Here is a 26,836-nt window from a genome sequence, read left to right as displayed (position 1 = left end):
CCTCCGCTGACGTTACAGGAGACAAAAAATGAATAGCGCACTCCGTTTTCGCGAAGCCTCGAAGCCGGATTTACCCGAGGTGCTGCAGCTCTATGCTCAGCCTGACCTTGACGATGGAAAAGTGCTTACCCCATTTGAAGCGGAACGCATCTTCGAGCGCATGGCGCGCTATCCCGATTACAAAATTTATGTCGCAGTCCAAGATACCCGCATCGTGGGCACATTCGCGCTGCTCATGATGGACAACCTGGGACACCTCGGCGCTCCATCGGCAATCATCGAAGATGTTGCGGTCCACCCTTCTTTTCAGGGGCAAGGCATCGGGAAGAACATGATGCGCCATGCAATCCGGCTTGCCGCCGAAAAGGGTTGTTACAAGGCGGTGCTGTCGTCAAATCTAAAACGCAATCGCGCGCATGCTTTCTACGAGTCACTGGATTTCGAGCGTCATGGCTTTAGTTTTCGCATCGCCCCCCGGCAAGACGCTCAAGAAGGACGCGCGATAGAACGGTAAAATCGCGCGCCTCTTGGCTTTATCATTAACAGAGTAAAGCCATGTCATTTTTCGTTCAACTCGATCAAATCGCCGCTTCGGTTCGCCTGTAGACGCCGCAGATGGAAGGCGACCAGCGCATCGTCCGGATAGGCGGCGCTCAGGCGTTGAAAGGCGGTAAGCGCATCCGGGCATTCCGAGCTCAACAGGCGATAAGCGGCTTCGTAGTCTTGCCGCGGCGCGCGAGGGGGCCGTCCGTCCGTTAACGGCTCGTAAACCTGTAACGGGATGGATTTTCCTTTCACGCGCAAGCATCCGATCGGGCGGGCGGGAATGTCGCGGCAGCCGGACCAGGTGGCTTCCGATACGCAGATCGTCGTGCCCAGGTATTTGTTGGCGCCTTCGAGCCGGGAGGCGGTGTTGACGGGGTCGCCGAGCGCGCGGTAATCGAAGATCGTGCTGCCGCCGAAATTGCCGACGATCACTTCGCCCGTATGCACGCCGAAGCGGGTTTGGCCGAACGCTATGTTTTGGGCGTTGAGCGCTTTCCGGTAATGTTCGGCGAAGCGCTGCATCGCGAGCGCGCAGTGCAGGGCGCGGCGTTGGTGGTCCGGTTGCTCTATGGGCGCGGAAAACATGATCGCGACCGCGTCGCCCACGATACGGTCCAGGGTGCCGTGGTGAGCAAACGCGATCGCGATCATCTCGTCCAGATAGCGGTTCAACGCACTTACCGCCGCTTCGGGGTCCATGCTTTCCATCAAGCCCGTAAAATCGGCCAGGTCGCTGAACACGAAGCTGCATGTCCGGCGGCGGCCGCCGAGTTCGAGTGCTTCCGGATGCGCGAGCAGATGTTCGACCCGGTTCGGTGAAATGTAGCGCGCGAAGGCCGCTTTGATCCAGCGCTGCCGGCGCTCGCTGTAAAGATGCCGGCAAATGCCGGCGGTCATGAATGTCCACAGTATAACCGCGCTGGGCAGCATCGGGTCGATCAGCAGGCGGTGAGCGGCATAAGCCTGCCAGGCGCCGGTCCACAGCGCGGCGAGGGCGAGCAAAAACAGGCCGAACGCGCGCAATGGGCCGGTATTCAAGGTGAACAGGCCGATGCCCAGGCTGCAGGCGATTGCGATCACCAGTTCCAATGCGCCGGACCAGGACGGCCGCAGCAAATAGTGGCCGCTCAACATTTGTTCGAGCGCTTGCGCATGGATGTCGATGCCGGGCAGGATATGGCCGAGCGGGCTGAAGCGCAAATCCATCAGGCCTTGCGCGGACGTGCCGACCAACAGGATCGCGTTTTGCAAGTCGGCAGGCGGCGCGCGGCCGGTCAAAACTTTCCAGGCCGGAAGATAGCGCATTGGTTCCGGCGGCGTGTAATGCAGCCAGATTTCTCCCCGCGCCGTGGTCGGCAGGACGAGCTTGCCGATCCGGATGGCGCCGATGCCGCCGCTGTTTTCGCTTTCGGCAACGAGCGTGATGTTTTGCGTTCGTTGCGCAATGCGCAGCGTTTCGGCGACGAGGGTCGGTACGATTTGGCCGCGATTATTCAAGAGCAGCGGAATTTTGCGGATGACTCCGTCGGCGTCGGGGGTGAAGTTCAAGGCGCCGTTGCCGGCGGCTGCCGCGGCGAGCGGCGGCAGGGGCGCCAGGATGCCGTCGATGTACGACAAACGTTCGGTTGCGAGCGGGTTGCCCAGTTCGATGAAGCGGGCCCGGATCGGCAGCGGATGCGCGTCGGCAGGGTTGGGGCCGGCCGCGGTAAAGCCGAGCACGACGCCGCTGCCTTTGAGGGCATCGGCCAATACCCGGTCATGGTCGGGCAAGTGCGCGAGGGTTTGGCGAAGGCTCTCGGAAACCGGCCAGAACTTCAGCATCGCTTGCGGGGAAGTACGGTCCGCTTCCGCGAACAGGATGTCGAAGGCGATCGCTTGCGGTTTGGCCGCTTTCAACAGGCCGATCAATTCGGCGATGCGCGTGCGCGGCCAAGGCCATTGGCCGAGCCTGGTCAGGCTGGCATCGTCGATATCGATGATTTTGACCGGCGAGATTTGGTAGTCGCGCGGTTTGAGGCGTTGAAACTGGTCGAACGTGGCGTTGCGCACGATTTGCGCAGGGACGGGGTCGGCCGCTTGCAAAGCCGCTGCGCATGAGACGGTCAGCAGCGTCGCCCAAACGCCGGCGCGCGTGTTAATGGGCGTTCCCGCCATGGCGGCTGCTCGATAAATGGCTTTTGAGACGTATCACGTTGGGGATGAAGCGGTCGCGGAGCATAAAAAGGGGTTGCGTATGTTCGATGAAGCGCACTTTGTCTTCGATACCCAACGGTTTGCCCATTCTTGCGCGAGTTTCTCCTGTAAATACAAGGCATGCTCGATCGTGAGGCCAAGCGAAGGCAACACGTCGGCCAGGCAAAGGGTCAATGCCGGCGTGGCGTTGTCGATGTTGTCCAATTCGGCCAGTTCCGGCGCATAGGCAGGGGCTTCGGGATGCGGTTCTTGCCGACGATGGTGGCGGCATTGCATTGGGTCAAGGCCGGCGGCCAGTAAATACGGTCGCGCCAGGTTAATCGAATGGCGTTCGAGCCGGAAGGGAATAGGGCTGCGGTTGTTGCCGTCGTGCCGGTAGTCATGGAACAGGGCGGCCAGGATGATTTCGATCGTGGTCTGCGGGGCGAGGTCGAGCGCCAGGCCGAGGTAACGGCAGCACCACATGACCTCGCAAACATGCTGCCTGTTATGGTAGGGCAGATCGAAGCGCGGGCCGTCGCGGTCGATGGCTTCGGCGAGGCGCAAACCGACTTGCCTGTGGACATTGTTGGGCGCGAGGGCGAGACAGTCGACGAGCGTCCGGAGAACCAAGCCGACTTTATTCGGCAAAGGGTCGATCGACCGGAAAAAATGCACGATTTCGACCGCGGCCGCATCGGTGCTTTGGCTGGAGTCGATGCGGAAAGGGGCGTGCGCGGTGTCCAAAAATTTTCCTTACTCAGTCGGTCGCCGGACGCAAAAAAACCGGGATGTCGATTTCATCGATTTGTTCGGGCGCCAGAAATTGTTCGGCAAATTTACGGTACGTGCCGGAGCGTAAAAATAATTCGAACAAGTCGGAGTCGATCTGCCGTTTCTGCTTCATGTTGTACAGAATATGCACGGCTTCAGACAGTTTGTAGGGCTTTTTATAGGGACGGTCGGCCGAAGTTAGCGCCTCGAAAATGTCGGCGATGGCCATGATGCGGGCCGGAATCGACAGCTCGGCGGCGGTGAGTTTACGAGGATAACCGCATCCGTCCAGGGTTTCGTGATGAGTGGTCGCATATTCCGGAACGCGTTTCAACGTGTCCGGAAACGGCATTTGTCCGAGCATTTTGATCGTTTCGATACTGTGTTCGTTGATTTTGTAACGATCTTCGGGGGTCAAGGTGCCTTTTCGAATACTCAGGTTATAGATTTCGCCGAAATTATACAAGTGTTCGGGGACGTCCATTTTGATGCCGAACCGGCTTTCGTCCTGTTTCGGGAAGGGCCTCGGGATGACATGATGGGGTTTGTCGCTCAGCAAACGCTCCTCGACCGGCAACGAGAGCGCGGCTTCGTCTTGCCGGCGCAGTTGTTCTTCGCGCGACAGGCCCAGGCAATCGTCGAAATGGCGTAGCCATGTTTTTTGTGCAATCCGGTTAATCCGTTCGATGTGGGCATCGTCCATCGTTTCTTTGCCGACGTTGCAGTCGGCGAGAAAGGCGAAATCGTCGAGCAATTCGGCCTTTTGTCGCGCGAAGCGAGTTTGCGCGCTTTCAGGGTCTTCACCCTGAAGGCATGCCTTCAGGCTTGCGATTTCGGCATCGCGCAGCAACACTTCGAAACGTAAGCGGATTTCGTGGATGCGGTTATAGAGCATGTCCAATTTGGTGGCTTTTTCGATCCTTAGCGTTCATGATAACTCCTAGAGTTTGCTAGTGTTATAGAGCATGTCCAATTTGGTGGCTTTTTCGATCACATATTCCGGCGTGGTGATCTTGCCGCAATCGTGCAGCCATGCGCCGACCCGGAACTCGAACCATTCGTCGTCGGAAGCAAAATTGAATTCGGCCAGGGGGCCTTCCGTTTCGAGACAGGCGGCTTCGGCGAGCATGAACGCCAGTTTCGGGACGCGCACGCAATGATGGCCGGTATGCGGGCTTTTGCTGTCCAAGGCGTTGGCAATGATGCGAATGATGTTTTCGGTGGCGTCTTTCTGGCTTTTTACCAACTGCAAATTATCCAGTGCGACGGCGGCTTGCGCTGCCAATGCTTCGACCAGTTCGACCGTATCGGCCGCAAAAGGTACGAATTCGCCGGTTGCGGCCGATTTGACGTTGAAAAATTGCAGGATGCCGATCACTTTGCCGCCGCGCGGCGCCATCGGTACGGTCAGTAAAGAAGTCGTGTGGTAACCGCTGCGCGCATCGAAATCGCGCGTGCCGCTGCAATCGAAGCGTCGCTCGCGATAGACGTCGTCGATGACGACCGTTTTATTGTACAGGGCGGCATAAGTGGACGCATAGGTGTCGTTCGGGCGGCCGGTCGCGGCGTCATAGAGCGCGATTTCGGTTAACGGCAGGTAATCGGCGCGGGTTCTTTCGGCAAAACGTAAAGTTTTGGTTTCGGTCATCAAATACATCGTGCCGCCGTCGCAGTTCAGCAAGCGTTGGCCTTCGACCAGAATGTGCCGCAATAATTCGGAGCGGTTCTTTTCCATCGCCATCATCAAACCGCTTTCGATCAGCATGTCCAGTTTCGAAGTGCGTTTCCGGATTTCCGCTTCCAAAAGATTTTGCAGATGGTTGTTGGTGTGCAGTATGTGGCCCAGGCGCAGGCAGTGTTGGATTCTCTGCGCGATGTCTTCATCGTCGCTTGCGGTGCAGAACCAATCGGTCGCGCCCGCGGCGAGTGCGGCATTGCGTTGCGCACGCGCGGCCGGGCCGTGTCCGATCAATATCGGCAAGGTGCTGGCCGGAAAGTGCTCTCTGATCGAGACGATCAGGTCTACGGCGGCATTCGGCATGCCGTCGGCCTCGATCAAGACCAGGTCGTAATGTTTGTCCAATAAGGCCGTGAAGATTTGCTCGGGCTGGCCGAGCACGGTGAAGTCGAGAGCGAGCGCGGCGATGGAGGGTGTTTGCTGCAGGCGAAGCGCGCGGCCGGCCTCGGCGCAATGCAGGACCGCAGGGCGTTTGGAAGAGGGGGTGCGATTGGGTTGAAGGTTCGAGTGCATCGATGACGGCATAGAACAAGGCGTGTCGAATTATCTGGCCGTGATTTCTACGCGCCGATTGCGCGGTTCGGCGGTGTTGTCGGGGGTGGGGACCAATAAGTTTTTTTCGCCGTGCGAATCGATGGTGATGTTGATGACCTGCGGCAGATTTTTTTTCAACAGCTCGGCGGTCGCTTTGGCTCTGCCCAGGCTCAACCGCTCGTTGTCTTGGGCGCTGCCTACGGTGTCGGTATGTCCGATGACCGAAATGTCGGGGGCCGGACGTTGCTTGATTTCGGTAAAAAATTTCGGAATTTCCGCCGCAGAGGCGGCAGTGAGTTCGGTTCCGCCTTGGTTGAAATACAGATTGAACGATACGGGTTTTTGGGGCGCCGAAGCCAGGGCGGCGCCGAAATCGCGCTCGATCCGCTGCGGATCGGCGACGAATGTTTTACCGGGCTGACCGCTGATTTCGATGCCTTCCGAGGCTTTGTCGAGCAAGGTCGTGCCGGCGGGCGTGGTTACCGAAACTTGGCCGACGCGGCCGTCGTCTTCGGCGAGCAGTACGACGTACGATTGCGAACAAGCCGCCAGAAAGAGGCTGAGCACGAGAGGGAGCGTCGAACGGAGCGGGGGCGCTGAGTACGTGGTCATCTGTTTCAGTCCTCGACTTTGACGGCAAAGCGCGTGCCTCTAACGCCGATAATACCGGTTGGCGTGTTGATCGATACCGCTTCCGGTTTGAGTTTGGCGATGATGCCGGAGAGGTAATGCAAAGTGCCTTTGGCAATGCGGGCGGCGAGCTTTAAACGATCCTGCGCCGGTTTGTAGAGATAGTCGTCGATGCTGACTTCGGTGTCGGGCCCGAACGACATGACCGTATTGTCTTTCAAGGTAATGCCCAGGCTGCCGTCGCTTCCGGTCGTTAGCGTGCTGCCTTGGTAAATGGGGGTTCCGGGTTGCGCGTCGACGGCGATTTGCCGGGTCGATACGAAAGCCTTGCCATGCGCGATTTTGACGTAGCCGATGGCGTCCGAATCTGCGCTCCAGCTTCTGAATGCGCACGACGACAGTAACAGGATAAGGACTAAAACCCGGCAAGAGGGTAATGGCATGCTCATTTCCTGAAGTATTTTTGAGAGTGACGCAACTCGAAAGCAGGTTGGATTCGACGCTATCTACCGGCGTCATTCGACCCGGCCGAAAATGCAGATTCAACCGAAATGCAACTCAAGTGATAATTTAATCATAATCAACATGACGATTCAAATCAGTGAACTGCATCTATCTTTCAAGGTAACGTCCCGGATGAGTCCTATCTCCGGGTGAAAATCCCGTACCTGCGTTATCCAGGGCGACGCGGAGGCGTGCTTTTTCGACGGCGAGCCGCCGTTCTTTATCGCGCCGCGCCAGCTCATTGGCCAGATCCAGCCATCCGGCCCCACTGCCCAGGCGTTCGCCGCTGGGGTCGATGATTGGGGCGGTCACCTGCAGGATGCGGCCGCCGAGTTTATTAAAATTGACGCAAAGAATACGGATCTAAAGTGAAAACGTCCTCGATGATTCCATAGGTTGACCGGCCACGAGGGCCGATGGCTTTACCGATCCGGCCGGGTGGTGCTTTAGCTCCGCATGGGCCGAGCCCTTTTTTGCAGATTGACCTTTCGAAATGTGCAAGCGGGCTGTTTCGAATATCCGGAGCCGGAATCGATCCTATCGGTGGAAACGGGATTGGGCATTTGAATCAGTAATGTTTCGGCCACGATCCCGTTGCGTTTTAGCGGAAGAAAGCCCGCCTTATTGTTCTACCGTCACGAATGCCAACTTGGTAATGCCGGCATGCTGAGCGGCGGCCATCACTTCCGCGACTTTCGAGTAGATCACGCCCTGGTCGGCGTAGAGATGGACGGCCGTCTCCGGGTTGTGCTGAAGTTCGGCGGTCAGTTCGGCTTCGAGCGTGGCGAGGTCGGCGAGCGGCTTCTTGTTCAGCGTGACCAGTCCCAGCGCGTCGATGCCGAGTTGCAGCGGCTGGTCCTTCACGTCCGGCGTCGTTTCGGCCGTTTTCGGCAGATTGACTTTGACCGATTGGGTCAGCAAGGGGGCGGTGACCAGCAAGATAATCACCAGCACCAGCATCACGTCGACCAGCGGCGTGACGTTGATTTCGCTGATCGCGTCCTGTTCTTCGGAAGATTGCGTATTGAAGGCCATGACGAATTATCCTTGTTTGGCTTCGGTGTTGAACACCAGATGCAGAAAGCTGCCGGCGAAATTGTCCAGCGCTTGCCGATGCTGTTTGGCGCGCCGTCCGAAAAAGTTATAGGCCAGTACCGCCGGCACTGCGACCGCAATGCCGATCGCGGTGGCGATCAACGCGTCGCCGATCGGCCCCGCCACTACGTCCAGGCTCGCCGAGCCGCTTTGGCTGATTTCGTGCAAGGCGTGCATGATGCCGAGTACGGTGCCGAACAGGCCGACGAACGGCGCCGTGCTGCCGATGCTGGCGAGCAGCGTCAGGCCGCTTTCGAGCGCGTGTTGTTCTTTCTGGGTTTGGATGCGCAGGGCCTGGCCGAGCAGTGCTTCCGGCGAGCCGTGGAATTTGAGCATCCGGCCGGAAGTCGCCTGCATTTCGTTGAGCCAGCCGAACCCGCGCTGGGCGATGCGTGCCTGCGGTCCGCGGGCTGTCATGATCGGCAGCGCTTTCGCGCTTTCGACGTCGGATGCTTCCCAGAACGCGTCGGTGAAGCGCCGGTTCTGATAGCCGTGGCGGGCGAACTGCCAGATTTTGAATACGATCAGCGACCAGGTGGCGATCGAAAACGCCAACAAAGTGTAAAGGGTGCCGTCGACGATGACGGTCGGGGCGATATGATTGGGCATTGAATCTCCTGCTATCAATTGTTTAACGTAAAAATGATCGGCACGATTACTGAGCTGGCGACCGGCGTGCTGCCGCGCATCGCCGGAACGAATTTCCACTTTTTGACTGCGGTGGCCGCCGATTCGTCGAGGATGTCATGGCCGCTGCTGCGGTAAACGTCGACACTGTCGCTGAGGCCTTCGGCGGATACCTGCACCTTCAGCAAGACTTGGCCTTCCCAGCCGCGGCTGCGGGCCAGGCGCGGATATTCCGGTTTCGGGTTGAAGCCGTAGTTGGCGCGGAAATTCGCGTCGGTAAAGGTTTCCGCGGGCGGTGCGGTGGATTTTGTCGGCGCAGGCGGAGCAGGCGGAGCCGGCGGCGCTGGCGGCGCTGGCGGGGTTTCGGCTGCCTCGGCTTCGGCTTCCGCCTGCTTGGATAAAGCCACCGCATCTTTCGGCAACGGTTTCTTCATGACCGGCTTTTTCTTTGCAACGGTTTTTTTCTTCGGCTTCGGTTTAGGCGGCTCCGGCGGTTTCGGCGGCGCGGGCGGAGCGGCATGGGGCTCCTGTTTCGGCGCGGCGACCAGCGAGACTTCCATCATCAACGGTTTGGCCTGGGCGATCGGTTCGGCCGGCGCGAACAGCCAATGCAGCGCCAACACGTGCAGCAGAAAAACCGCCAGCACGATTTCGCCGAACAGATAGCCGGGACGTTTTTCGCGGCGCAGGCGATCGAGCAGCGCTTGCCAGGAAGACAACGGATGGGAACTCGTCCCGCCCGGATACACGAAATCCGGTGTTGACGGTCCGCCATCCCGGCTATTGAAGAGTTGCATGAGAATTTTTTCCGTAGCGTGTGAAGTTGTTTTTGAGTTTGGCTTGTCCGAAATAAGACGTTTCAGAGCGCAAAATTCCCCACCTCTGCGTGCAAAAAATGCGGTATTTGCCACATCAGCCTCCGATTCGAGAAGGAAGCCCGATGGTTTTCGGTCTCAGGATGGGGCCAGAATGACTTTTGTTTATTGCCCAAAGCAAGCTTCGGACTTTTGGGTGCCACAGAAAAACCCAAGCCCTGGCGTTCAAAACTTGCTTTGGATCCCTCCTTTTTTCAAGGAAGTGGTTTATGGCGAAATCCTTATTTTTTTTCGAGTTTCTTTTTGGCGGCTTCGGCTTGCTGGCCGATGCTTTCGACCGTGGAGCGGTATTCGGCTTGCGCCGCGTTGGCGGTATCGGCGATGACCGAGTTGTCCGCGTTCGCTTCCTTGACCAGGCATTCGTAATACACCTTGGCCTGCTGTTGCCAGGCGTTGATTTTAGCGACGCTTTGGTTGAAGGCTTCGACGTTGGTTTGATTTATCGCCGGCACTTCGGGCTTGTTGCCGCAGTCGGCGAGCGACCATTTGCCGTTCGCGAGGGTGCCGGCGTTGACGTACAAAGGTGCCGCCAGGGCAAGGGTCAGAAAGCGAAAGGTGTTTTTTGTCATAGTTTTTTCCTGTTTTCAAGTTTTGCAGGTACGTTATGCGCACCATTTTTTAAGAAATCGTAGGATCGTAGGTTGGGCTGAGCGAAGCGAAGCCCAACGATGATCTTTGGCCACGCTGTTGGGCTTCCTGACGTCAGCCCAACCTACCGAGGGCAGATTTTTGATCGCCTGCGCCCGGGAACGGATCGGATCGCGCCGGCAGTTCGTGCAACATAAAGCATTACGGTTTAAAATCCGCCGCCCAGCGCCAGATACAGGTCGATCCGGTTGTTCAGCAATTGCCGGCGCGCGGTCAGGTGCGCGCTTTGCGCATTCAATGTGCTGCGGTAGCTGTCCAGCAGCGTCAGAATTTCGATCAGGCCGTGCTGATAGGAATAGATGGCGAGCTTGCGGCTGGCGTCGGTTTGCCGGACCGCTTCCTCCAGGGCTTGTTCCTGTTCGCGCAAGCGGTCTTCGGCGGCCAGGGTCTGTTCGACTTCGCGAAACGCGTTCAATGCGGCGCTCCGGTAGCCGTTCAGCAATTCCTCGACGCGCGCTTGCTGCAACTGAATTTCGCCGCGCAGCCGCCCGCCGGTGAAAATCGGCTGCACGAGGCCGAGCGCCAAATGCCAGGCCGCCGCGCGCGGATCGATCAATTCACTCAACGCGGCGCTGCCGGCGCCGCCGCTTGCGGTCAGCGCAAAGCGAGGCAGTAAAGCCTTGCGGGCGCTTTCCAGGCGTTTATCGACCGCGCAAAGGCGTTCAAAGGCGGCATTGAGGTCCGGCCGCCGTTCGACGAGAGCCGAAGGCATGCCGGCCGGCACCGCTTTCGGCAGCGCAGGCAGCGCTTCGCCAACGGCGAAGTGTCCGTCCGGATAGCGGCCCAATAAGACTTGCAACGCGCGGGTCAGGTTCTGCACGCGGGTGCGTTGTTCGGCAAGCTGGGCTTCGGCGTTTGCCAGATCGGTCAGGGCCAGGCGCAGGTCCAGGGCATGGGTCAGGCCGCGCTGAAAGCGCCCGCGTAACAATTCGACCAGAGTGCGGCGGTCGTGCATCGATTGTTCTGCGACACGGACTTGCGCGTGGGCTTCGGTCAGTTCGATAAAGTTCTGCGCGGTGCGCGCGGCCAGTGACAGGCGTGCGGCTTGCCAATCGGAGACTGCGGCTTCGGCTTCCTGTCCCGATGCCAACTGCGCGGCGCGAATGCGGCCCCAGACGTCCAGTTCCCACGACAGATCGAAAAATGCCTCGAATGCGCCGGTTTCGGGTACCCCCCTGCCGGGGTCGTCGCGCCCGTAGCCTGTCTGGAAGGCCAGTTGCGGCCAGCGTCCGGCACCGTCGATGCGCATTTGCGCACGCGCCGCCTCGATGCGCGCCGCGGCCGCGCGCAGATCGAAGTTGCCGGCGAGTGCGGCGTTCACCGCTTGCGTGAGCCGGGGATCCGCAAATGTCTCCAACCAATGGTTCGAAGCGGCGCCCTGCCGTTGCCGTTCGGCAGACCATTGGGCGGGCAGCGGCGGCAGCGAAGCCAGCCGTTCGCGTTCGGGCGGCGTCATGCAGCCCGGCAGCAGCAAGCCGCAGAGCGCGGCAAGGGCGGATTTCAAACGATGTAAACGGCGTTCGCGTCGAGCGACTTCCTTTTCGAGAATCATGGTAAAAATTAACAGGAGGATTGGCTTTGTCTCATTGCCGGTCTTCAATTACCGGCGCTCGAAATAATTTTCCGTTTCTTTACCGTAATCGTTTTGCGAGGGCTCGTAGGCGGATTGTTGAAGGTGTAACTGGACCTGTAATTCGGCAATTTGCCGATTGGCTTTTTCCACTTGAACGCGTAAATCGCCGATGATTTCCTGCAGATATTGAAAATGAATCTGAAAATAGCGGGCCGACGGAAACGGCGAATCGGGCGGAGGCGAATTTTTTGCGGCTGTACTCCTTTTCGTCTTCATAAAAAATACCTGAAAATACAAAGTGCTGTGACCTGAAAAGTCTTTTTTCCTAAAGCCTAAGCTGCGTCGGCACAGCGACACGAGAACTCATTATCCTTAGTAAGACGTTTGAGCAGTGAAAAAACCCCACCTTCAGGACAAAAAAATCGGGCCTGACGGTTCTGTAGTGGCCTAATAAAAACAGACACGCCGATAGGTTGATAAACGCTATCAACCAAAAACACGGAAACAAGACCATGATAAAAAAACGTCGGGTATTCGACAGCGGTTGCAAATGGCAAGGGGTGCGGATGATCAAAGACCAGGGGCTGAGCGTCAGCCAGGTCTGTGAGGATATGAACCGCGGTGAAACCGCAGTCCGGCGCAGGGTAAAGCAGTTCGAATCCGAGCAAGCCACAGCCCGGTCCAGGAAAGCCGCTGACAGCAGAGCAACAGCGGATTCGTCAACGGGAAGCCGAAGTGCGCCAATTACGGATGGATAACGATATCTTAAAAAAAGCCTCCGTGGGTTCAGCAGTTGCAACAGAAGGCCATCCCTGTGCGGCACAGTTGCCGGGTTTTAGCCGTCAGCCGTTCAGGCTACTATACCGCCAAGCAAAGGAGCCAACGTCCCGTGACGGTTTGCACGATGGCAGTCCATCTAAAAAGCGCCTTCGCCGCCGGGGGGAGTTATGGCAGCCGACGGCTCTGCCGGGCACTGAGGGATCGTGGCATGCGGATGGGTCGTTATCGGGTGCGTCGCCTGATGCGGGATCATCAGCTCAAGCCGGTATGGAAACGCAAGTTCGTGCATACCACCGACAGCCAACATAACCTGCCGGTGTTTGAGAACGTGCTGGATCGCCAGTTCACCCCGTCTGCGGCCAATCGAGCGTGGGTGTCGGATATCACCTACATCCGCACGGGGAGCGGCTGGCTCTACTTGGCCGCCGTGCTGGACTTGTACTCGCGCAAGGTCGTCGGCTGGGCGATGGCGCCTTCCATGCCGGCCGAGCCGGGGTGTGCGGCCTTGCAAATGGCCATTTGCCAACGCCGGCCGCCACCCGGCCTGATTGTCCATTCCGACCGCGGCAGCCAGTATGCCAGCCAGGACTATAGGGACTTACTCGACCGCCATGGCTTGATCGGCAGCATGAGCCGTCAGGGCAATTGTGGGATAATGCCGTAATGGAGCGGTTCTTTCTGAATCTCAAAATGGAACGGGTTTGGCGACAGGACTATGTCAATCACTCGGAAGCCATTCACGATGTGACCGACCATATCGTGGGCTTCTATAACAGCCAACGCTTGCTTCCACATTGGGCTATCGGCCTCCCAATGCCTTTGAACGGGAAATGGCCGCATCACAACCTACTGTTGTGTCTGAAGAAACTTGACCACTACCGTTGACCTTTACGGGCGATTAAGCCCGCCCGGCCCAATTGGCGGTTGAATTCGTTGAACAATGCCTCAGTCCATTTCTTTACCTCTACCTCGAATTTTTAGCGGTTCCCTTGAAAATATTAATTCGACCCGGCCCGCTGCATGTGCAGCCGTAAGCTCAGCGGGCGCATGTCTGTCCAGACTTCTTTGATATAGTCCAAACATTCCTGTTTAGGCGCTTTTGGGCCTACAGCCCGCCAGCCACCGGGAATCTCCTTATAGTCCGGCCAGATGGAATATTGCTCTTCGTCATTTACAACGACCTGATAAATCGTAGTGTTTTCATCATCCCAACTCATCTTTTTCTCCGGGGGTCAGGTGCAAAAGAAGTGAAGCGGATTGCTTCACCGGTTAAAGTCTTCAATCAGGAGGACGAGCTGAGCCGTCTTTGCCCTCAGTCGTTGCTAAAATCGGCCTGATGTATTTTAAATTGTTTGCGGCAATGCAATAGCGCCCGGGCGAGAAGCTTTTCAACGGCGCTGTCAGTAATATTCATCTCGATGGCAATTTCGGCATAGGTCATGCCGTAAACACGATTCAAAATAAATGCTTCTCTGGCTCGTTCAGGTAGGCTATCCACAATATTGGAAAAAATCGAAAGTTTTTCATTGACGATTGCCAGGTGCTCGGCCGAAGGCAGTTCATCCGAGACGGTCAAAGTGGGGTCGGCGTTATTTAGATGTTTCTCAACGACTTTGCGGTGTTTGATATGGTCATAAGCCAAGTTTTTAGCTGTTTGAAAGAGAAAGCCTCGGGGATGTTCGATAATCTGCTTGCGAGCTTCCCTGGAAAATATGATGAAGCATTCCTGCACGAGTTCTGCGGCGATATCCGGGCAATCAACAATACGTGATAAATGAAGTTGTAGTTCAGATCGATGATTGATGTACACAGAGTCAAAATTCATGCTCAATTTCCTAATGATTGTTATGCTGGTTTGGTCGGCTGCATTGACATGGGTTGCAAAGTGCTATAAGGCTGGATTGTGTGGCCAGTGGTATGCAAATTTCATAATTTTACAGGGGTAAAAACGGGTATCGTTCAAACAGAGGCTTTGCATCAAGGTTAAATCAATGATTGATAACGCAAAAACCAAGCCAATTATTAATATTTTTTAATATCAATGAGTTGTATTCTCATTGGCGAGAGATCTGGATGTCGAACAGGTGTAATGCCATATCGGAGTGCGCCATATGACACAGTTTAATTGTCGTGATTGACTTGCCCTTCTGGGTTTGAATTGCATAAAAGTCGTTGTTATTCCGATGGCATCGGGTACTCTGCCGAATTAAAAAAGGTAGACTTTCAACGCGCGGGTGCGGCCAACGAATATGCTGAGGTTATTGTGCATTCAAAGCGTCTTCTATGTGACATGAATGTCAAACTTAATCATGAATGCATGTTCGGGTTTGTCTCCTTAGGTGCCGCAATCATAAAGAATGGTCGGAACCTCCCGTTTCTTCTTTAAACTGAACGTTCGTTTTCGATAATGCAAAAATACTGGGTAGTTCGGCGCAATCACTATGAGGAGCAATGTCGTTAAGTTAAGCCGGTGCCTGGCCGCGGAATAAGGGGGGAATGTACGGCTTATCAGTGGGAAGGTGCCTTCGTCGCGATTGCAGGCACTCGAATCGCGACGAGGACGTCGCTCCTACAATACTTAGGATTTGGCTCCAAATAATTTCCCGAAATCGGTAGGCTCCAGATAAGCTGAAGTAAACGTTCGCTTCCCCCTTTGAAAAGGGGGGATAGAGGGGGATTTATTAAAAAATCTCCCCTAACCCCTCGGTAACTGCTTCCGGCGTTACTCTCGATCGCTTGTTCCCGACGCGATCTACCTTCCCCATCCGTGGGGTCGTACCTCCTGCATGAACGCCAGGGATGGCGTGAATGCAGAGATTGCACGACTGCATGGATGCAGGAGGTAGGACAACGCAAGGAGCGGTTGTCGAGGAGCAAATCTCTGCCCATGCAGTCGTCTTTTTCAAAGCGGGAGACTGAACGCGTACGCGCTAAAAAGCGACGCAATGCGAATCGGTTGAAACCGGGAAGTTATTTCCGCCCAAATCCTTAAGTTAACGACATTGCTATGAGGGCGGTGTTTTTGTCTACAACGATTACTGTTTATCAACTGGTTTAGCTATATGACGGAGTCACTATGCTGCTATTTTTATGGCGCTCATCATGGATCACTATTGCGGGGGTGTTGCTGACGGGTGTTATCAGCGGCCTGAGTAATGCGGCGTTGATTGCATTTATCAATACCCGTCTGGTTGGCCAAATGAATATCCCATACGCCATTGGGTGGTTTGCCGGATTGGCATTGACTGTATTGGTCAGTCGAACGGCATCTCTTTATTTGTTGAATCGATTCAGCACGCAATTGGTCCGGGATCTGCGGCTCCGTATCAGCCGGCTGATTTTGCATGCGCCGTATCCAAACTTACAAAAGATGGGAAAATCGGCGCTGCTGAGTCATCTGACTGAAGATGTCACCGCCATAGCAAGCGCCAGCGAGCTTTTTCCGGTGCTCTGCATCAACTTTGCGATTTTGGTTGGCTGCATGGCTTATTTGAGTTGGCTGTCCTGGCAATTGGCTCTCGTGCTTGCCGGCATCATTTTGTTTGGCGTGACGACTTTCAATTTTTTCAAAGAGATACCCCTCAGATCCGTCCGAATCGCACGCGGCGAATATGATGTGCTTGGCAGAGGTTTTACTGCGTTGACCGAAGGCGTTCGCGAATTGAAACTTCATCGCCGGAGAAGTGAAGCGTTTGTTTCCCAATCGCTTTCCAACAGCGCCGAAGCCTATCGGCGGCATTCATTTCGCGCGGCTGCCGCTTACTTGTGGCTGAACCAATGGGTTCAATTACTCTATTATCTGACCATCGGCGCGATTTTGTATGCCTTCCCCCTTTGGCAAACACTGAATCAGGAAATCATCAGCGGTTATGTTTTAGTGTTTTTATTCATGATGTCCCCTCTCACCATCGTAACGAACAGCTTACCGGCTTTCAGCCGTGCGAAAGTTTCGCTGGATAAGATTTTGCAACTCGACGAGAAGCTTGTTGAACGAAGCCTTGCCGAACGTCCGGCCGGATTAGCGGTACAGGAAAGCTTTACCTCATTGACCCTTACCGGCGTTACCCATAGCTTTCACCGGGAAAAGGAAAACCGGAATTTCACATTGGGGCCGATAGATCTTGAGTTTCATCCCGGCGAGCTCGTTTTTCTGGTAGGCGGCAACGGCAGCGGCAAGACGACATTGGCCATGCTGTCGATCGGCCTGTACCATCCCGCAAGCGGCATGATTTCATGGAACGGTTGCCCGGTCGATGGGGGCAACCGGGATGCTTATATGCAGAACTTTTCGGTGATTTTCTCCGACTTTTATCTATTTGACGAGTTGTACGGCGTTGACGCGGAACAGCATCGAGGCGCCGTGGAGGATTATTTACAGCGTTTACATCTCAATCATAAGGTAGAAATCATCGATGGCCGGTTTTCTTCGGTGAGCCTGTCCCAAGGGCAACGTAAGCGTCTGGCATTGTTGGTGGCTTATTTAGAGGACCGGCCCTTCTATGTGTTTGACGAATGGGCTGCCGATCAAGACCCGGAATTTAAACATGTGTTCTATACCGAGCTGTTGCCGGCACTGAAGGCGCGCGGCAAAACGGTTTTGGCGATCACGCACGATGAAAAGTATTTCTATCTGGCCGATCGATGCATCAAGCTCGATGAAGGCAATATTGCCGCAATTGAATATCCCCAGGGATACGCCGGGCAGGTCGCGGTAAACGCTGAATGGCCGCGTCCGGCTCAAACAGAAACTTCGATTTCGTGATGCAGGCGGGCGGCAATGGCTAAACCGAGAAAATGGCTGAGTATTGGGCTTGGCTTAATTGGATTACTCGTTATTGCAGGCGGATTGGGCTATCGCGGGTGGCTGCAATCGCTGCCTATTCTGGACGGTGAATTTAAATTAGCCGGCCTGTCTTCGCCGGCAAGCGTGGGTACGGATGCTTACGGCATTCCGCTCATCAATGCCAATAACCGCATCGATGCGGCGCGCGTACTGGGTTATGTGACGGCCCGCGATCGTTTGTTTCAAATGGACTTGATGCGGCGCAAGAGCGCCGGGCGATTGGCGGAGATATTCGGCGAAATGGCGCTAAAAAGCGATATACAGTCAAGAATCTACGGTTTCAATGGCAAAGCGCGGCAAATTTTATCCAAGCAGCCGGCAAGACATCGCCAATATTTAGAAGCTTATGCGGAGGGCGTCAACAGTTATCTCCGGCAAAATCCTGCTTTACCCTTTGAGTTCAAAGTACTCGGCTACCGGCCGGAGCCTTGGCAGGCTGAAGATTGCCTGCTGGTCGTGTTGGGGATGTTTGAAAACTTGACGGCCTGGGTTGAGCGCAGCGAACGGATGCTCAGCATCATGGAGCGGACCCTGCCGCCCGAAGTGCTGGCGTTTTTGACGCCGGACAGCGACCGGTTTACCGACGATTTGATGAAATTCACCAAATCCCTTAGACCCCCGCAAGGCATCCCCGCAGCCGCTATGCAAACCTTGCTGGCAGGCGGTGCGCCTGATTCGAAAAGCCTGGCCAAGGCTCCGGAGGAAACCCTGGCCGGCTCCAATGCCTGGGCGGTGAGCGGCGGCAAAACAAGTGACGGACGCGCAATACTGGCGAATGATATGCATCTGGGGATCAGTGTCCCGAACATTTGGTACCGCGTTGAACTTCAATATCCCGAGGTGCGGGCAGCGGGCCTGAATTTGCCGGGCACTCCTTTTCTTATTTCAGGCAGTAACCGGCATGTTGCCTGGGGGATAACCAACCTCGGCGGCGACTTTTTGGATTTGGTCAAACTCGAAATCAATCCCGGCAACGCTCAGCAATACCGGATCGGCGATCGTTGGCAAAATTTTGACGAACGGCATGAAACGATCCCTATCAAAGGCTCGGAGCCCAAGGCATTGACGGTGAGAGAAACGCAATGGGGGCCGGTCGCGGAACAACCGTTATTGGAGCAGCCGGTTGCCATTCATTGGGTGGCTTTGGATGCGGATGCGGTTAATGTTGGCATTATGGATTTGGAAGAGAGTAAAACCCTGGAAGCGTCTTTGGCTATTGTAAAGCGTGCAGGCGGACCGCAATTGAACGTTTTATTGGCGGATGAAAATGGCCATATTGCCTGGACATTGACCGGCAGGATTCCCCGGCGTTTTGGCGGAGACGGGGTAATCAGCCGTTCGTGGGCCGATGGTAAAACGGGATGGCAAGGCTATATCCAACCCGATGAAATGCCGCAATCCATCGATCCTGCCGAAGGTTTTTTGGTATCCGCCAATGATCGGCGATTTGCGGCCGATTTTCCTTATGTCATTGGCCATCAATACGCTAACGGCTACCGGGCATACCGAATCAAGCAACGGCTCAAGCAAGCGGCGACCCATAGCGAATGGTCGTTGTTCACTCTTCAGCAAGATACGCAAACCGAATTTTATGACTATTACCAGCAGCTTGCATTAAAAGCCTTGTCACCGGACGTTTTAGCGCAAAAGCCCGAATTAACCGCGCTACGGGATTATTTGACAAGTTGGAACGGCAGGGCCGATATTGCAAGTTTGGGATTGCCGGTATTGGTGGAATTCCGCAAGCAACTGATTGATTCGGTTTTCACGCCATTCTTAAATGCCTGCAGGCAAGCCGACAAAAATTTTGCGTATCACTGGAATTATGTCGATACCCCCTTACAAACTTTGTTAAACGAAAAACCGGCGCTATTGTTGCCGGATGCTGCGCATCATAAGACGTGGGAGCAATTTATTCTGGCGCAATTGGAAACCGGTGCGGCCGCGGTGATGTCTCGTCATCCCGATGTCGGCCTGGCTGGTCTGACGTGGGGCAAGCAGAACATCGCCGATCACGCTCACCCTTTCTCCAAAGCGCTGCCTTTGCTTTCCCCCGTCTTGGATATGCCTCATCAGCCGTTAGCGGGATGCGGCGGGTTTTGTGTGCGAGTAACAGGCGCCGATTTCGGGGCGAGTGAGCGATTGGTCGTCTCCCCGAATCATTTATCGGAAGGCATTTTACATATGCCGGGCGGACAATCCGGGCATCCGCTCTCAAGCCATTACAAGGATCAACAGGCTTTTTGGGTAGAGGGATTGCCCATGTCCTTGTTGACCGGCCCATCCCGACATAAACTGGTGTTAAGGCCGGAATGATCGGATTTGGAAAAGATAAAATGAGCTAACGAACGCAGACTTCGATAGAATAACCCGTTGTTTTTTAAATAAGTCAAGTAGTAGAGTATTTTGGAATCCGAGCTGAATGACAATATAGACGAACAGGCTGTGGCGTGGTTTATCCGGTTACGGGCTGATAACGTAAGTAACGAAGATAGGAAGTCTTTCGATCGGTGGCTTGAACAAGCCGCCGATCACCGTCGTGCGTTTGATGAAGTTTGCGCCATGTGGGGCGATACTGCATTGTTGAACAGTCTGAGAATCAATGCAAAATTACATCGCATTACTCCCAAACCGCCTAAAAAGCGTTACCTCAATCCGAAAATAGCATTGGCCCTTGCCGCTTGTTTGGTACTCGCTGTGCCGCTTGCCGGCCGAATGCGGATTCTATTGAGAGCGGACTATACGTCGGCAATGGGGGAGCGTAAAACCGTTCTATTAGAGGATGGGTCCACCGCGATGCTGAACACGGACAGTGCCATTGCCGTCAATATGAAAGACGGCAAGCGTTCCGTCGAGCTATTCAAGGGAGAAGTTTTTTTCGATGTTAAGCCCGACCCCAGCCGCCCGTTTTTGGTTCGCGCGGATCATTCGACGACGCGCGTATTGGGCACGCGGTTTTTTGTTAATCATCGCAAAGAAAGTGACGAGATTAAGGTACTCTCCGGCCGTGTCGAAGTATCCGATAGTCAAATTTGGAAAGATCCTGTCGTTTTAGGCGAGGACGAGGCGGTCACCGTTTACGAGGCCTCATTGGGGCATCCGAGAAAATTGGATTCGAAACTCTCCACGTCATGGATTAACGGGTTTTTGGTGTACGAAAATGAAACGCTGGAGGCATTGGTTGAGGCCATCAATCGGTATCGTCCGGGAATGGTTTTCTTTAAAGATGCTTCATTACGGCAACTGAAAATCAACGGTCGCCTCAGCATCAGAGAGTCCCACGATATGCTGAAAGTGTTGCAAAGAACCATGGGCATCAAGATGACCTATGTAACCGACTGGGTCGTTATTATCGGATAGGCCATTGATACGAGGCCGGCCTGGGAAGAATGAAGTGATGATCGGCAAAATCCAAATCCTAACCGCTTAGGATTTGGCTCCAAATTATTTCCCGAAATCGGTAGGCTATAGATAGGCTGAAATAAAGGTTCGCTTCCCCCTTTGAAAAAGGGGGATTGAGGGGGATTTATTTTAGAAAATCCCCCCTAACCCCCCTTTTTCAAAGGGGGGAACTGAACATATACGCGCTGAAAAGCTACGCAATGCGAACAGGTTAAAACCGAGAAGTTATTTCCGTCCAAATTCTTAGTGAGGTATTTGCGCGGCTCAATCGTCTTCTTTAATACACGTTATTAAAAGATGAAGATTTTGGAGTCGTTATGAAAATCCGCCCGTTTTGGGTGCTGGTTCATCGCTATACCGGTTTAGGGATGACCCTTTTCTTAGTCGTTGTAGGACTGACCGGCAGTTTACTGGCGTTTTACAAAGAGCTGGACGGCGCCATCAATCCCCGTTTGTATGTTGAAGCGCATGGCCGTACGCCGCTCGATTTCGATACGCTCATTGAAAGTGCCGAGAGCCGCATCGCGCCGCAGGCGAGTGTGCAATCGCTATGGATGAGTTCCGAGTCCGTACAATTTTCGGTATCTCCACGCCAAAATGAGCAAACCGGCCAATCGTTCGAGTTGAATTACGATCAACTGCTCCTTGATCCTTATACCGGCGCCGAATTGGGCCGGCGCCGTTGGGGCGCTATTTCCGAAGGCATGACCAATCTCATGCCTTTTATCTACAATCTGCATTTCAACCTGGCATTGGATGATGCCGGCATGTGGATTTTAGGCATCACCGCCTTGATCTGGACTCTCGACTGTTTCGTCGGTTTCTACTTAACCTTGCCGGCCAAGGTGTTTGCCGCTCAACATAATCAATCGACCGCCTCGCCGTTTTGGCAACGCTGGCGTCGCGCCTGGCTGATCAAATGGCGCGGCTCGCCTTTTCGAATCAACTACGATTTACACCGGGCCGGCGGACTGTGGGTATGGTTGGCTTTATTGGTGTTCGCCTGGTCAAGCGTCTACATGAATCTGGGCGATACGGTTTATCAGAAAGTAATGCAATCCGTCAGCGACTATCATCAGCCCTGGACGGATATCGAAGATTTACCTGAACCCTTGATTCATCCGGCAATCGATTTACGCGCGGCGTATCGCTTGGGTCATCGAGCCATGACCCGTGCCGCGGCCGAACACGGTTTCCAAATCGAAGCGCCCGTGGCAATTTGGATCAATCGCGCCAAAGGATTCTACGTCTATTGTGTCCGCAGCAGCCTGGATATTCAGGATCATGAAGGTCAAACGCGCGTTGTAATCGATGCCAATAGCGGACAGCAAAAAATGTTGCTGCTGCCTGCCGGCCAATATAACGGTAATACCGTGACCTCCTGGTTAACGGCCTTGCACATGGCTAACGTTTTCGGCTTGCCGTACAGGCTGTTCGTTTGTGTATTGGGCTTGGTCATTGTGATGTTGTCCGTGACAGGCATCGTAATCTGGTTAAAGAAGCGCCGTTGATGTCGATTCCACGATTACCCTGCATGAATCCGGTAAAGAGCCTTCAGTAGCTGTAGGGTACGCTGTGCGTACCATTGGAGGGCGAAAAGGTACGCACAGCGGTACCCTACAACTGAAAATAGCTGTTTTTTGCCATGTCCTTAATAACCGAATCAGTTTATGTCTGGCATGAGGTGGTGCCGTTTGAACGATAAACAACGCTTTATAAAAACACTTTTACCGGCGGCGGTGTTGCTGACGGCCGTGGGAGCGTCATGGGCAATGATCGAATTGCGCCCCAGCACGCTGCCCAAAGCAGCAGCGCCTGTCGTGCCGGCTGTGCAAATCGTTCGCGCGGAACCGCAAACGCTGAAGCTGAATGTGATATCGCAAGGCGTGGTGGCGCCGCGCGAGGAGATCGATTTGATCGCCGAAGTGGGCGGTAAAGTGTTGCAGGTGCATCCGGCGCTGGTCTCCGGCGGTTTTTTCGACGTCAACGACGTTTTATTGATGATCGATCCGCGCGATTACGACTACGCCCTCGTCACGGCCCAAGCCAAAATAGCCGAAGCCAGGCGTGTATTGACCAACGAACGTGCGCAAGTCGAACAAGCCGAGAGCGAATGGCAGGCGCTGGGCCAAGGCGAAGCCAGCGATTTGGCATTGCATAAACCCCAATTAGCCGAAGCCGAAGCAAAACTGCAGGCGGCCGAAGCGGATTTGGCCAAAGCAAAACTGGACCGCAGCCGTTGCGAGGTGCGCGCTCCTTTTGCCGGGCGCGTGTTGAGCAAACAAGTCGGGCGTGGCCAATTCTTGCCGGCGGGCAGCGTGATTGCCCGTATTTTTGCCAACGATGTCGCCGAAATCCGTTTGCCCATCGGCATCGATCAGCTGGCGTTTCTGGATTTGCCCCAGGGGAATAAAACAACCAAAAGCCGCTGGCCGAACGTGGTGCTCCATGCGGAAATCGGGGGCCGGTTACAGCATTGGCCGGGCCGTATCGTGCGCAGTGAAGCGGCCCTGGACAAGAGCAGCGGCCAATTATTTTTAATCGCGCAGGTCGAACAGCCCGATCAAAGCGCGGCGGGCCGTGTTCCGCTGCTCAGCGGCTTATTCGTCCAGGCCGAGATTGAAGGCGCGACGCGCGACAAGGTATTTGCGTTACCGCGTACCGCCTTAAATACGCTGCAGCAAGTCAGATTGGTCGACAACGAACAGCGCCTGGAGCTCCGCCAGGTGGAGGTGCTGCGTACCGAAGCGGATAGAGTGATTATCAAATCCGGCCTTAATGCCGGCGAACGGGTGGTGATTTCGGAAATGCCGATGCTGGTGGCCGGTATGCGTGTCGTCATTACCGAGCCTCAAGCGGCTAATACGCCATGAACAAACCGCTCACCACACTGCAGGCGCATGAGCGGGTTTCAGGTTTGCTGGCCTGGTTTGCCGGCAATCCTGTGGCTGCCAATTTGCTGATGCTGTTGATTCTCACAGGCGGCGTTCTCGGCATGATTGAAGTCGACAAGGAAGTCTTTCCGCGCTTCAGCCCGCATCAGATCGAGGTAATGGCGATTTTTCCCGGCGCGGGCCCGTCGGAAGTCGAAGAGTCCGTCTGCATCCCGATCGAAGAAGCGGTGCATGACTTGTCGGGCATCAAACATCTGCACGGGGAAATCTACGGCGACACCTGTACCTTGGGCGTCGAGATTCTGCCGGATCGCGAGCGGGAGCAGATGATGGCGCTGTTGCGCGGGCGGGTCCAGTCGATTCAACGTTTGCCGAAACAATTGGAAAAAATCGACGTGTTGCCCGCCGACCGCAAAGACGATGACGGCGTGATTTGGGTGGCTCTGCACGGTGAAACCGACGCATTCACGCTGCAGCAATTCGGCGACCGCATTCAACAGCAGCTGGCCACCATTCCGGGGGTCAGCCGTGTCCGTAATTACGGTGAAATCGCTTATGAAATCGGTATTGAAGTGGCGCATGAACAACTGCGCAAATACCGGCTGACCTTGGATGATGTCGCCCAGGCCATCCGCAAGGCTTCCGTCGAGTTGCCGGGAGGCTTGGTCAAAAGTCCGGAGGGTGAATTGTTATTACGCGTGCATAGCCGGGCCAAAGATGCCGAGGCCGTCGGCAGTTTGGTGATCAAGACGCTGCCCGATGGAAATCGCCTGAGACTGGATCAGATTGCTGCGATCAAGGATGGGCTCGAAGAGCGCCTGTACACCTGGCGGCACAATGGGCAAACCGCGCAAGGCTGGGAAATACATACCGAACAGGACAGTGTCGCGGTGGCCAGGCAAGTCAAAGCCACGGTTGAAACTCTACGTGCCGGTCTGCCTGAGGGGTTACGCTTGATTACCTGGTGGGACGATTCGCAAGCGTATGACGAACGGATCGGCACGTTGTTGGAAGACGGCTTGAGCGGTTTTTTACTGGTCTGCCTGGTGTTGACGCTATTCTTGCGCTTGCGCGTGGCCTTATGGGCCGGCGTCGGTATTTTTACTTCGGTACTCGGCGCTTTTTGGCTGATGCCGGCATTGGACATTTCGTTGAATATGCTGTCGTTGTTCGGCTTCCTTTTGGCGATGGGGGTTTTGGTCGATGATGCCATCATCATCGGCGAAAGCGTGCATAGCCGGCAGGTCGAGGGCGGCGAAACGCCTTTGCAGGCGGCCATCAACGGCGTCAAGGCCGTTGCGTTACCGGTCACGTTGTCGGTATTGATCGTGCTGGTGGCGTTTTTGCCCGGCTTATATCTGCCGGGTTGGGCAGGCCAGATGATGCGGCCGATTTGTCTGATCATGATTCTGACCTTGGTTTTTTCCCTGGTCGAAGCTTTATTGATATTGCCCTCGCATCTGGTGGCGGTTGCCGAGTCGGCTACCGAAACGACGCGTTTGCAACGTTTGCGCAGACGGCTCAATCAGGGCCTGGATCGTTTTGTCGAGTCGGTTTATCGGCCGTTACTGCATACGGTTCTGAACTGGCGTTATTTGACTGTCGCTTTATTTGCCGCCTTGTTGATTTTGTGCGCCGGTTTGGTGGCAAGCGACCGCGTGCGGCAATCCATCAATCCCGATGTCACCAAAGACAGTTTCTGGGTATCGATTCAACTGCCGCAGAGCGCGCCGTATAGCGAAGCTCAAGCACTGGCTGCCCGCGTTGAAAACGCTTTGTTTGCGTTGCGGGATGAATTGGACGGTGTTCCCCAGGATAGCCAAAGCCGAAGCGCGGGCGTGAACGCCGCTCACGCCCATGACCGCAGCGTCATTGTCGGAGTCGAAACCATTATTTGGGAACATGGCGCAGGCATCTGGCTGGAATTGTCGGCGGAAGGCCGGCAACGCATCAAAGTGGAAGATTTTATCCGTGATTGGCGGCAACGCATCGGCGATATCGGGCGCGGTAAAGTGGATTTCATTTTCAAGGAAGGCGACGAGCCCTACGACATTGAATTGATGCTGGGAGCCGATCAATCGAACATCTTGGGGCCGGCCGTCGAACAGCTCAAGCAGCAAATCAAGGCCTTTCCAGGCGTATACGATGTCATCGATTCCGCGGAACCCGGCAAACCGGAAATCCATTTGACGCTGAAACCCGATGCGGAACGGCTGGGATTGCGCTTGGAATTATTGGCCGAACAAGTTCGCCAGGGTTATTACGGCGAGGAAGTGCATCGATTCATGCGCGGGCGAAAAGAAGTCAAGGTCATGGTGCGTTACCCGTTGAACGAACGGCGTTCGCTGGATCAATTAAAAGACCAGCCGATCCGCTTGCCGAACGGTATGAGTGCGCCTTTGTCCAATTTAGCCGATGTCGAGCTGGTTCAAGGGTATTCCCGTATTCACCGGGAAGACCGGCAGCGCGTGTTGAAAGTCCAGGCGCGCGTCGATCCGACGCAGGCCGATGCCAACGAACTCTATGCCGTGCTGGAAAAGGATGTTTTTCAAGCATTGGAAAATCGGTTTCCGGGGCTGAACATCGAAATCGGCCAACAACGCCAGGAACAAAAAGCGTTGTTGGCGGCGTTCAGCAAAAACACCGTCATTGCGCTGTTAGTCATTTATGCGCTGATCGCGGTGCCGTTTCGTTCCTACAGCAAACCCGTCATCTTTCTACTCGCGGCTCCCGTGGCCTGGAGCGGTGCGGTGCTGGCGCACTGGGCAACCGGTTTGCCGCTATCGATGGAGTCGCTGGTGGGCATGATCGCGGCCAGCGGCGTCGTGGTGAACGATAGCCTGGTGCTGTTGGATTACATCCGTCAACACGATGGTGACGAGCGCCCCGTCGAAGTTTTGATTACCGAAGCGTGTACCTCGCGTTTTCGACCCATTTTGTTGGCCTTTCTGACTAATTTTGCCGGTTTCCTACCCACCCTGCTGGAAACCAGTCCGCAGGCACAATTTCTGATCCCGATGACCTTGTCGTTATCGGCGGGCCTATTGATCGGCATGGCGGCCAGCCTGATTCTGACTCCCGCTTGCTATGCGATTTTGGGAGACTCGCCGAGGGAAAAATATCGATCCGCATGAAGTCTGAATGATGAGGGGATCGAATATACGACAAAAATATAGGAGAAAGCCGCATGCATAGTTCGTC

At 55.2% G+C, this 26,836-nt stretch carries 22 protein-coding genes and 1 pseudogene; 8 read left to right on the top strand and 15 right to left on the bottom strand.

From position 1 onward, the window contains the following. Positions 1 to 28: 28 nt before the first annotated feature. A complete protein-coding gene (locus tag METAL_RS13245) occupies positions 29 to 514 on the top strand; it encodes a GNAT family N-acetyltransferase (protein ID WP_005373057.1) in 486 nt (161 codons plus the stop codon). 44 nt (positions 515 to 558) lie between these two features. On the opposite strand, the gene METAL_RS13240 is transcribed toward METAL_RS13245, so the two are convergent. From METAL_RS13240 to METAL_RS13190, 13 genes are all read right to left on the bottom strand, one after another. Then, positions 559 to 2,700, bottom strand: coding sequence for a CHASE2 domain-containing protein (locus tag METAL_RS13240; protein ID WP_005373055.1), 2,142 nt, complete (start codon positions 2,698 to 2,700; stop codon positions 559 to 561). A gap of 33 nt (positions 2,701 to 2,733) precedes the next feature. Further along, on the bottom strand, positions 2,734 to 3,465 hold the full coding sequence (locus METAL_RS13235; RefSeq protein WP_005373052.1) for an HD domain-containing protein: 732 nt from the start codon (positions 3,463 to 3,465) through the stop codon (positions 2,734 to 2,736). A gap of 13 nt (positions 3,466 to 3,478) precedes the next feature. Then, positions 3,479 to 4,387, bottom strand: coding sequence for an HD-GYP domain-containing protein (locus METAL_RS21640; RefSeq protein WP_051040385.1), 909 nt, complete (start codon positions 4,385 to 4,387; stop codon positions 3,479 to 3,481). Positions 4,388 to 4,432: 45 nt separating this feature from the next. Beyond that, entirely contained in the window at positions 4,433 to 5,743 is a 1,311-nt protein-coding gene (locus METAL_RS21635; RefSeq protein ID WP_051040384.1) for a GAF domain-containing protein, read from the bottom strand. A gap of 30 nt (positions 5,744 to 5,773) precedes the next feature. Further along, complete coding sequence (locus METAL_RS13225) at positions 5,774 to 6,376, bottom strand: OmpA family protein (protein WP_005373051.1); 603 nt, start codon at positions 6,374 to 6,376, stop codon at positions 5,774 to 5,776. A 5-nt stretch (positions 6,377 to 6,381) separates the two neighbouring features. After that, positions 6,382 to 6,837, bottom strand: a complete 456-nt coding sequence (locus METAL_RS13220; protein WP_005373049.1) for a FecR family protein — start codon at positions 6,835 to 6,837, stop codon at positions 6,382 to 6,384. A gap of 169 nt (positions 6,838 to 7,006) precedes the next feature. Continuing rightward, on the bottom strand, positions 7,007 to 7,210 hold the full coding sequence (locus METAL_RS21025; protein ID WP_157203338.1) for a hypothetical protein: 204 nt from the start codon (positions 7,208 to 7,210) through the stop codon (positions 7,007 to 7,009). A gap of 309 nt (positions 7,211 to 7,519) precedes the next feature. Continuing rightward, on the bottom strand, positions 7,520 to 7,933 hold the full coding sequence (locus tag METAL_RS13215) for an ExbD/TolR family protein (RefSeq protein WP_005373048.1): 414 nt from the start codon (positions 7,931 to 7,933) through the stop codon (positions 7,520 to 7,522). Between the two features lie 6 nt (positions 7,934 to 7,939). Then, positions 7,940 to 8,602 (bottom strand): MotA/TolQ/ExbB proton channel family protein, encoded by a 663-nt coding sequence (locus METAL_RS13210; protein ID WP_005373046.1) that lies wholly within the window; start codon positions 8,600 to 8,602, stop codon positions 7,940 to 7,942. Between the two features lie 14 nt (positions 8,603 to 8,616). Then, positions 8,617 to 9,417: an energy transducer TonB gene (locus tag METAL_RS13205; protein ID WP_005373045.1), complete on the bottom strand. Its 801-nt coding sequence runs from the start codon at positions 9,415 to 9,417 to the stop codon at positions 8,617 to 8,619. 299 nt (positions 9,418 to 9,716) lie between these two features. Then, positions 9,717 to 10,064, bottom strand: coding sequence for a hypothetical protein (locus METAL_RS13200; protein ID WP_005373044.1), 348 nt, complete (start codon positions 10,062 to 10,064; stop codon positions 9,717 to 9,719). Between the two features lie 227 nt (positions 10,065 to 10,291). Next, a complete protein-coding gene (locus METAL_RS13195) occupies positions 10,292 to 11,695 on the bottom strand; it encodes an efflux transporter outer membrane subunit (RefSeq protein WP_213069393.1) in 1,404 nt (467 codons plus the stop codon). A 48-nt stretch (positions 11,696 to 11,743) separates the two neighbouring features. Continuing rightward, complete coding sequence (locus METAL_RS13190) at positions 11,744 to 11,992, bottom strand: hypothetical protein (RefSeq protein WP_005373042.1); 249 nt, start codon at positions 11,990 to 11,992, stop codon at positions 11,744 to 11,746. A 236-nt stretch (positions 11,993 to 12,228) separates the two neighbouring features. On the opposite strand from METAL_RS13190, the pseudogene METAL_RS13180 reads away from it, so the two are divergent. Next, positions 12,229 to 13,368: pseudogene (locus METAL_RS13180) on the top strand (IS3 family transposase). Positions 13,369 to 13,494: 126 nt separating this feature from the next. Here the strand turns inward: METAL_RS13180 and METAL_RS13175 are convergent. Both METAL_RS13175 and METAL_RS13170 read right to left on the bottom strand, forming a co-directional pair. Further along, positions 13,495 to 13,713, bottom strand: a complete 219-nt coding sequence (locus tag METAL_RS13175) for an MbtH family protein (RefSeq protein ID WP_005373041.1) — start codon at positions 13,711 to 13,713, stop codon at positions 13,495 to 13,497. Positions 13,714 to 13,808: 95 nt separating this feature from the next. Continuing rightward, entirely contained in the window at positions 13,809 to 14,321 is a 513-nt protein-coding gene (locus tag METAL_RS13170; RefSeq protein WP_005373040.1) for an RNA polymerase sigma factor, read from the bottom strand. A 1,251-nt stretch (positions 14,322 to 15,572) separates the two neighbouring features. Here METAL_RS13170 and METAL_RS13165 point away from each other — a divergent pair. From METAL_RS13165 to METAL_RS13140, 6 genes are all read left to right on the top strand, one after another. After that, positions 15,573 to 17,258: a cyclic peptide export ABC transporter gene (locus tag METAL_RS13165; RefSeq protein ID WP_005373037.1), complete on the top strand. Its 1,686-nt coding sequence runs from the start codon at positions 15,573 to 15,575 to the stop codon at positions 17,256 to 17,258. Between the two features lie 15 nt (positions 17,259 to 17,273). After that, complete coding sequence (locus METAL_RS13160) at positions 17,274 to 19,655, top strand: penicillin acylase family protein (protein ID WP_005373036.1); 2,382 nt, start codon at positions 17,274 to 17,276, stop codon at positions 19,653 to 19,655. A 90-nt stretch (positions 19,656 to 19,745) separates the two neighbouring features. Next, positions 19,746 to 20,699: a FecR family protein gene (locus METAL_RS13155; RefSeq protein ID WP_005373035.1), complete on the top strand. Its 954-nt coding sequence runs from the start codon at positions 19,746 to 19,748 to the stop codon at positions 20,697 to 20,699. 359 nt (positions 20,700 to 21,058) lie between these two features. Beyond that, the gene (locus tag METAL_RS13150; RefSeq protein ID WP_005373034.1) at positions 21,059 to 22,252 is read left to right on the top strand and encodes a PepSY-associated TM helix domain-containing protein; all 1,194 of its coding nucleotides are present in this window, start codon (positions 21,059 to 21,061) and stop codon (positions 22,250 to 22,252) included. Positions 22,253 to 22,411: 159 nt separating this feature from the next. Further along, positions 22,412 to 23,614 (top strand): efflux RND transporter periplasmic adaptor subunit, encoded by a 1,203-nt coding sequence (locus tag METAL_RS13145; RefSeq protein WP_005373032.1) that lies wholly within the window; start codon positions 22,412 to 22,414, stop codon positions 23,612 to 23,614. Continuing rightward, positions 23,611 to 26,769, top strand: coding sequence for an efflux RND transporter permease subunit (locus METAL_RS13140; RefSeq protein WP_005373031.1), 3,159 nt, complete (start codon positions 23,611 to 23,613; stop codon positions 26,767 to 26,769). The genes METAL_RS13145 and METAL_RS13140 overlap by 4 nt, the downstream gene beginning before the upstream one ends. The last annotated feature ends 67 nt before the right edge of the window (positions 26,770 to 26,836 follow it).

It is taken from the genome of Methylomicrobium album BG8 (genome assembly GCF_000214275.2).
Taxonomy (GTDB): domain Bacteria; phylum Pseudomonadota; class Gammaproteobacteria; order Methylococcales; family Methylomonadaceae; genus Methylomicrobium; species Methylomicrobium agile.
This window is presented reverse-complemented; position numbering and strand designations above follow the sequence as displayed.

Coding starts and splice junctions, on each gene's coding strand:
- METAL_RS13245 (WP_005373057.1), top strand. CDS start 29: ATGAATAGCGCACTCCGTTTTCGCGAAGCCTCGAAGCCGGATTTACCC.
- METAL_RS13240 (WP_005373055.1), bottom strand. CDS start 2,700: ATGGCGGGAACGCCCATTAACACGCGCGCCGGCGTTTGGGCGACGCTG.
- METAL_RS21640 (WP_051040385.1), bottom strand. CDS start 4,387: ATGCTCTATAACCGCATCCACGAAATCCGCTTACGTTTCGAAGTGTTG.
- METAL_RS21635 (WP_051040384.1), bottom strand. CDS start 5,743: ATGCACTCGAACCTTCAACCCAATCGCACCCCCTCTTCCAAACGCCCT.
- METAL_RS13225 (WP_005373051.1), bottom strand. CDS start 6,376: ATGACCACGTACTCAGCGCCCCCGCTCCGTTCGACGCTCCCTCTCGTG.
- METAL_RS13220 (WP_005373049.1), bottom strand. CDS start 6,837: ATGCCATTACCCTCTTGCCGGGTTTTAGTCCTTATCCTGTTACTGTCG.
- METAL_RS13215 (WP_005373048.1), bottom strand. CDS start 7,933: ATGGCCTTCAATACGCAATCTTCCGAAGAACAGGACGCGATCAGCGAA.
- METAL_RS13210 (WP_005373046.1), bottom strand. CDS start 8,602: ATGCCCAATCATATCGCCCCGACCGTCATCGTCGACGGCACCCTTTAC.
- METAL_RS13205 (WP_005373045.1), bottom strand. CDS start 9,417: ATGCAACTCTTCAATAGCCGGGATGGCGGACCGTCAACACCGGATTTC.
- METAL_RS13200 (WP_005373044.1), bottom strand. CDS start 10,064: ATGACAAAAAACACCTTTCGCTTTCTGACCCTTGCCCTGGCGGCACCT.
- METAL_RS13195 (WP_213069393.1), bottom strand. CDS start 11,695: ATGATTCTCGAAAAGGAAGTCGCTCGACGCGAACGCCGTTTACATCGT.
- METAL_RS13190 (WP_005373042.1), bottom strand. CDS start 11,992: ATGAAGACGAAAAGGAGTACAGCCGCAAAAAATTCGCCTCCGCCCGAT.
- METAL_RS13175 (WP_005373041.1), bottom strand. CDS start 13,713: ATGAGTTGGGATGATGAAAACACTACGATTTATCAGGTCGTTGTAAAT.
- METAL_RS13170 (WP_005373040.1), bottom strand. CDS start 14,321: ATGAATTTTGACTCTGTGTACATCAATCATCGATCTGAACTACAACTT.
- METAL_RS13165 (WP_005373037.1), top strand. CDS start 15,573: ATGCTGCTATTTTTATGGCGCTCATCATGGATCACTATTGCGGGGGTG.
- METAL_RS13160 (WP_005373036.1), top strand. CDS start 17,274: ATGGCTAAACCGAGAAAATGGCTGAGTATTGGGCTTGGCTTAATTGGA.
- METAL_RS13150 (WP_005373034.1), top strand. CDS start 21,059: ATGAAAATCCGCCCGTTTTGGGTGCTGGTTCATCGCTATACCGGTTTA.
- METAL_RS13145 (WP_005373032.1), top strand. CDS start 22,412: ATGTCTGGCATGAGGTGGTGCCGTTTGAACGATAAACAACGCTTTATA.
- METAL_RS13140 (WP_005373031.1), top strand. CDS start 23,611: ATGAACAAACCGCTCACCACACTGCAGGCGCATGAGCGGGTTTCAGGT.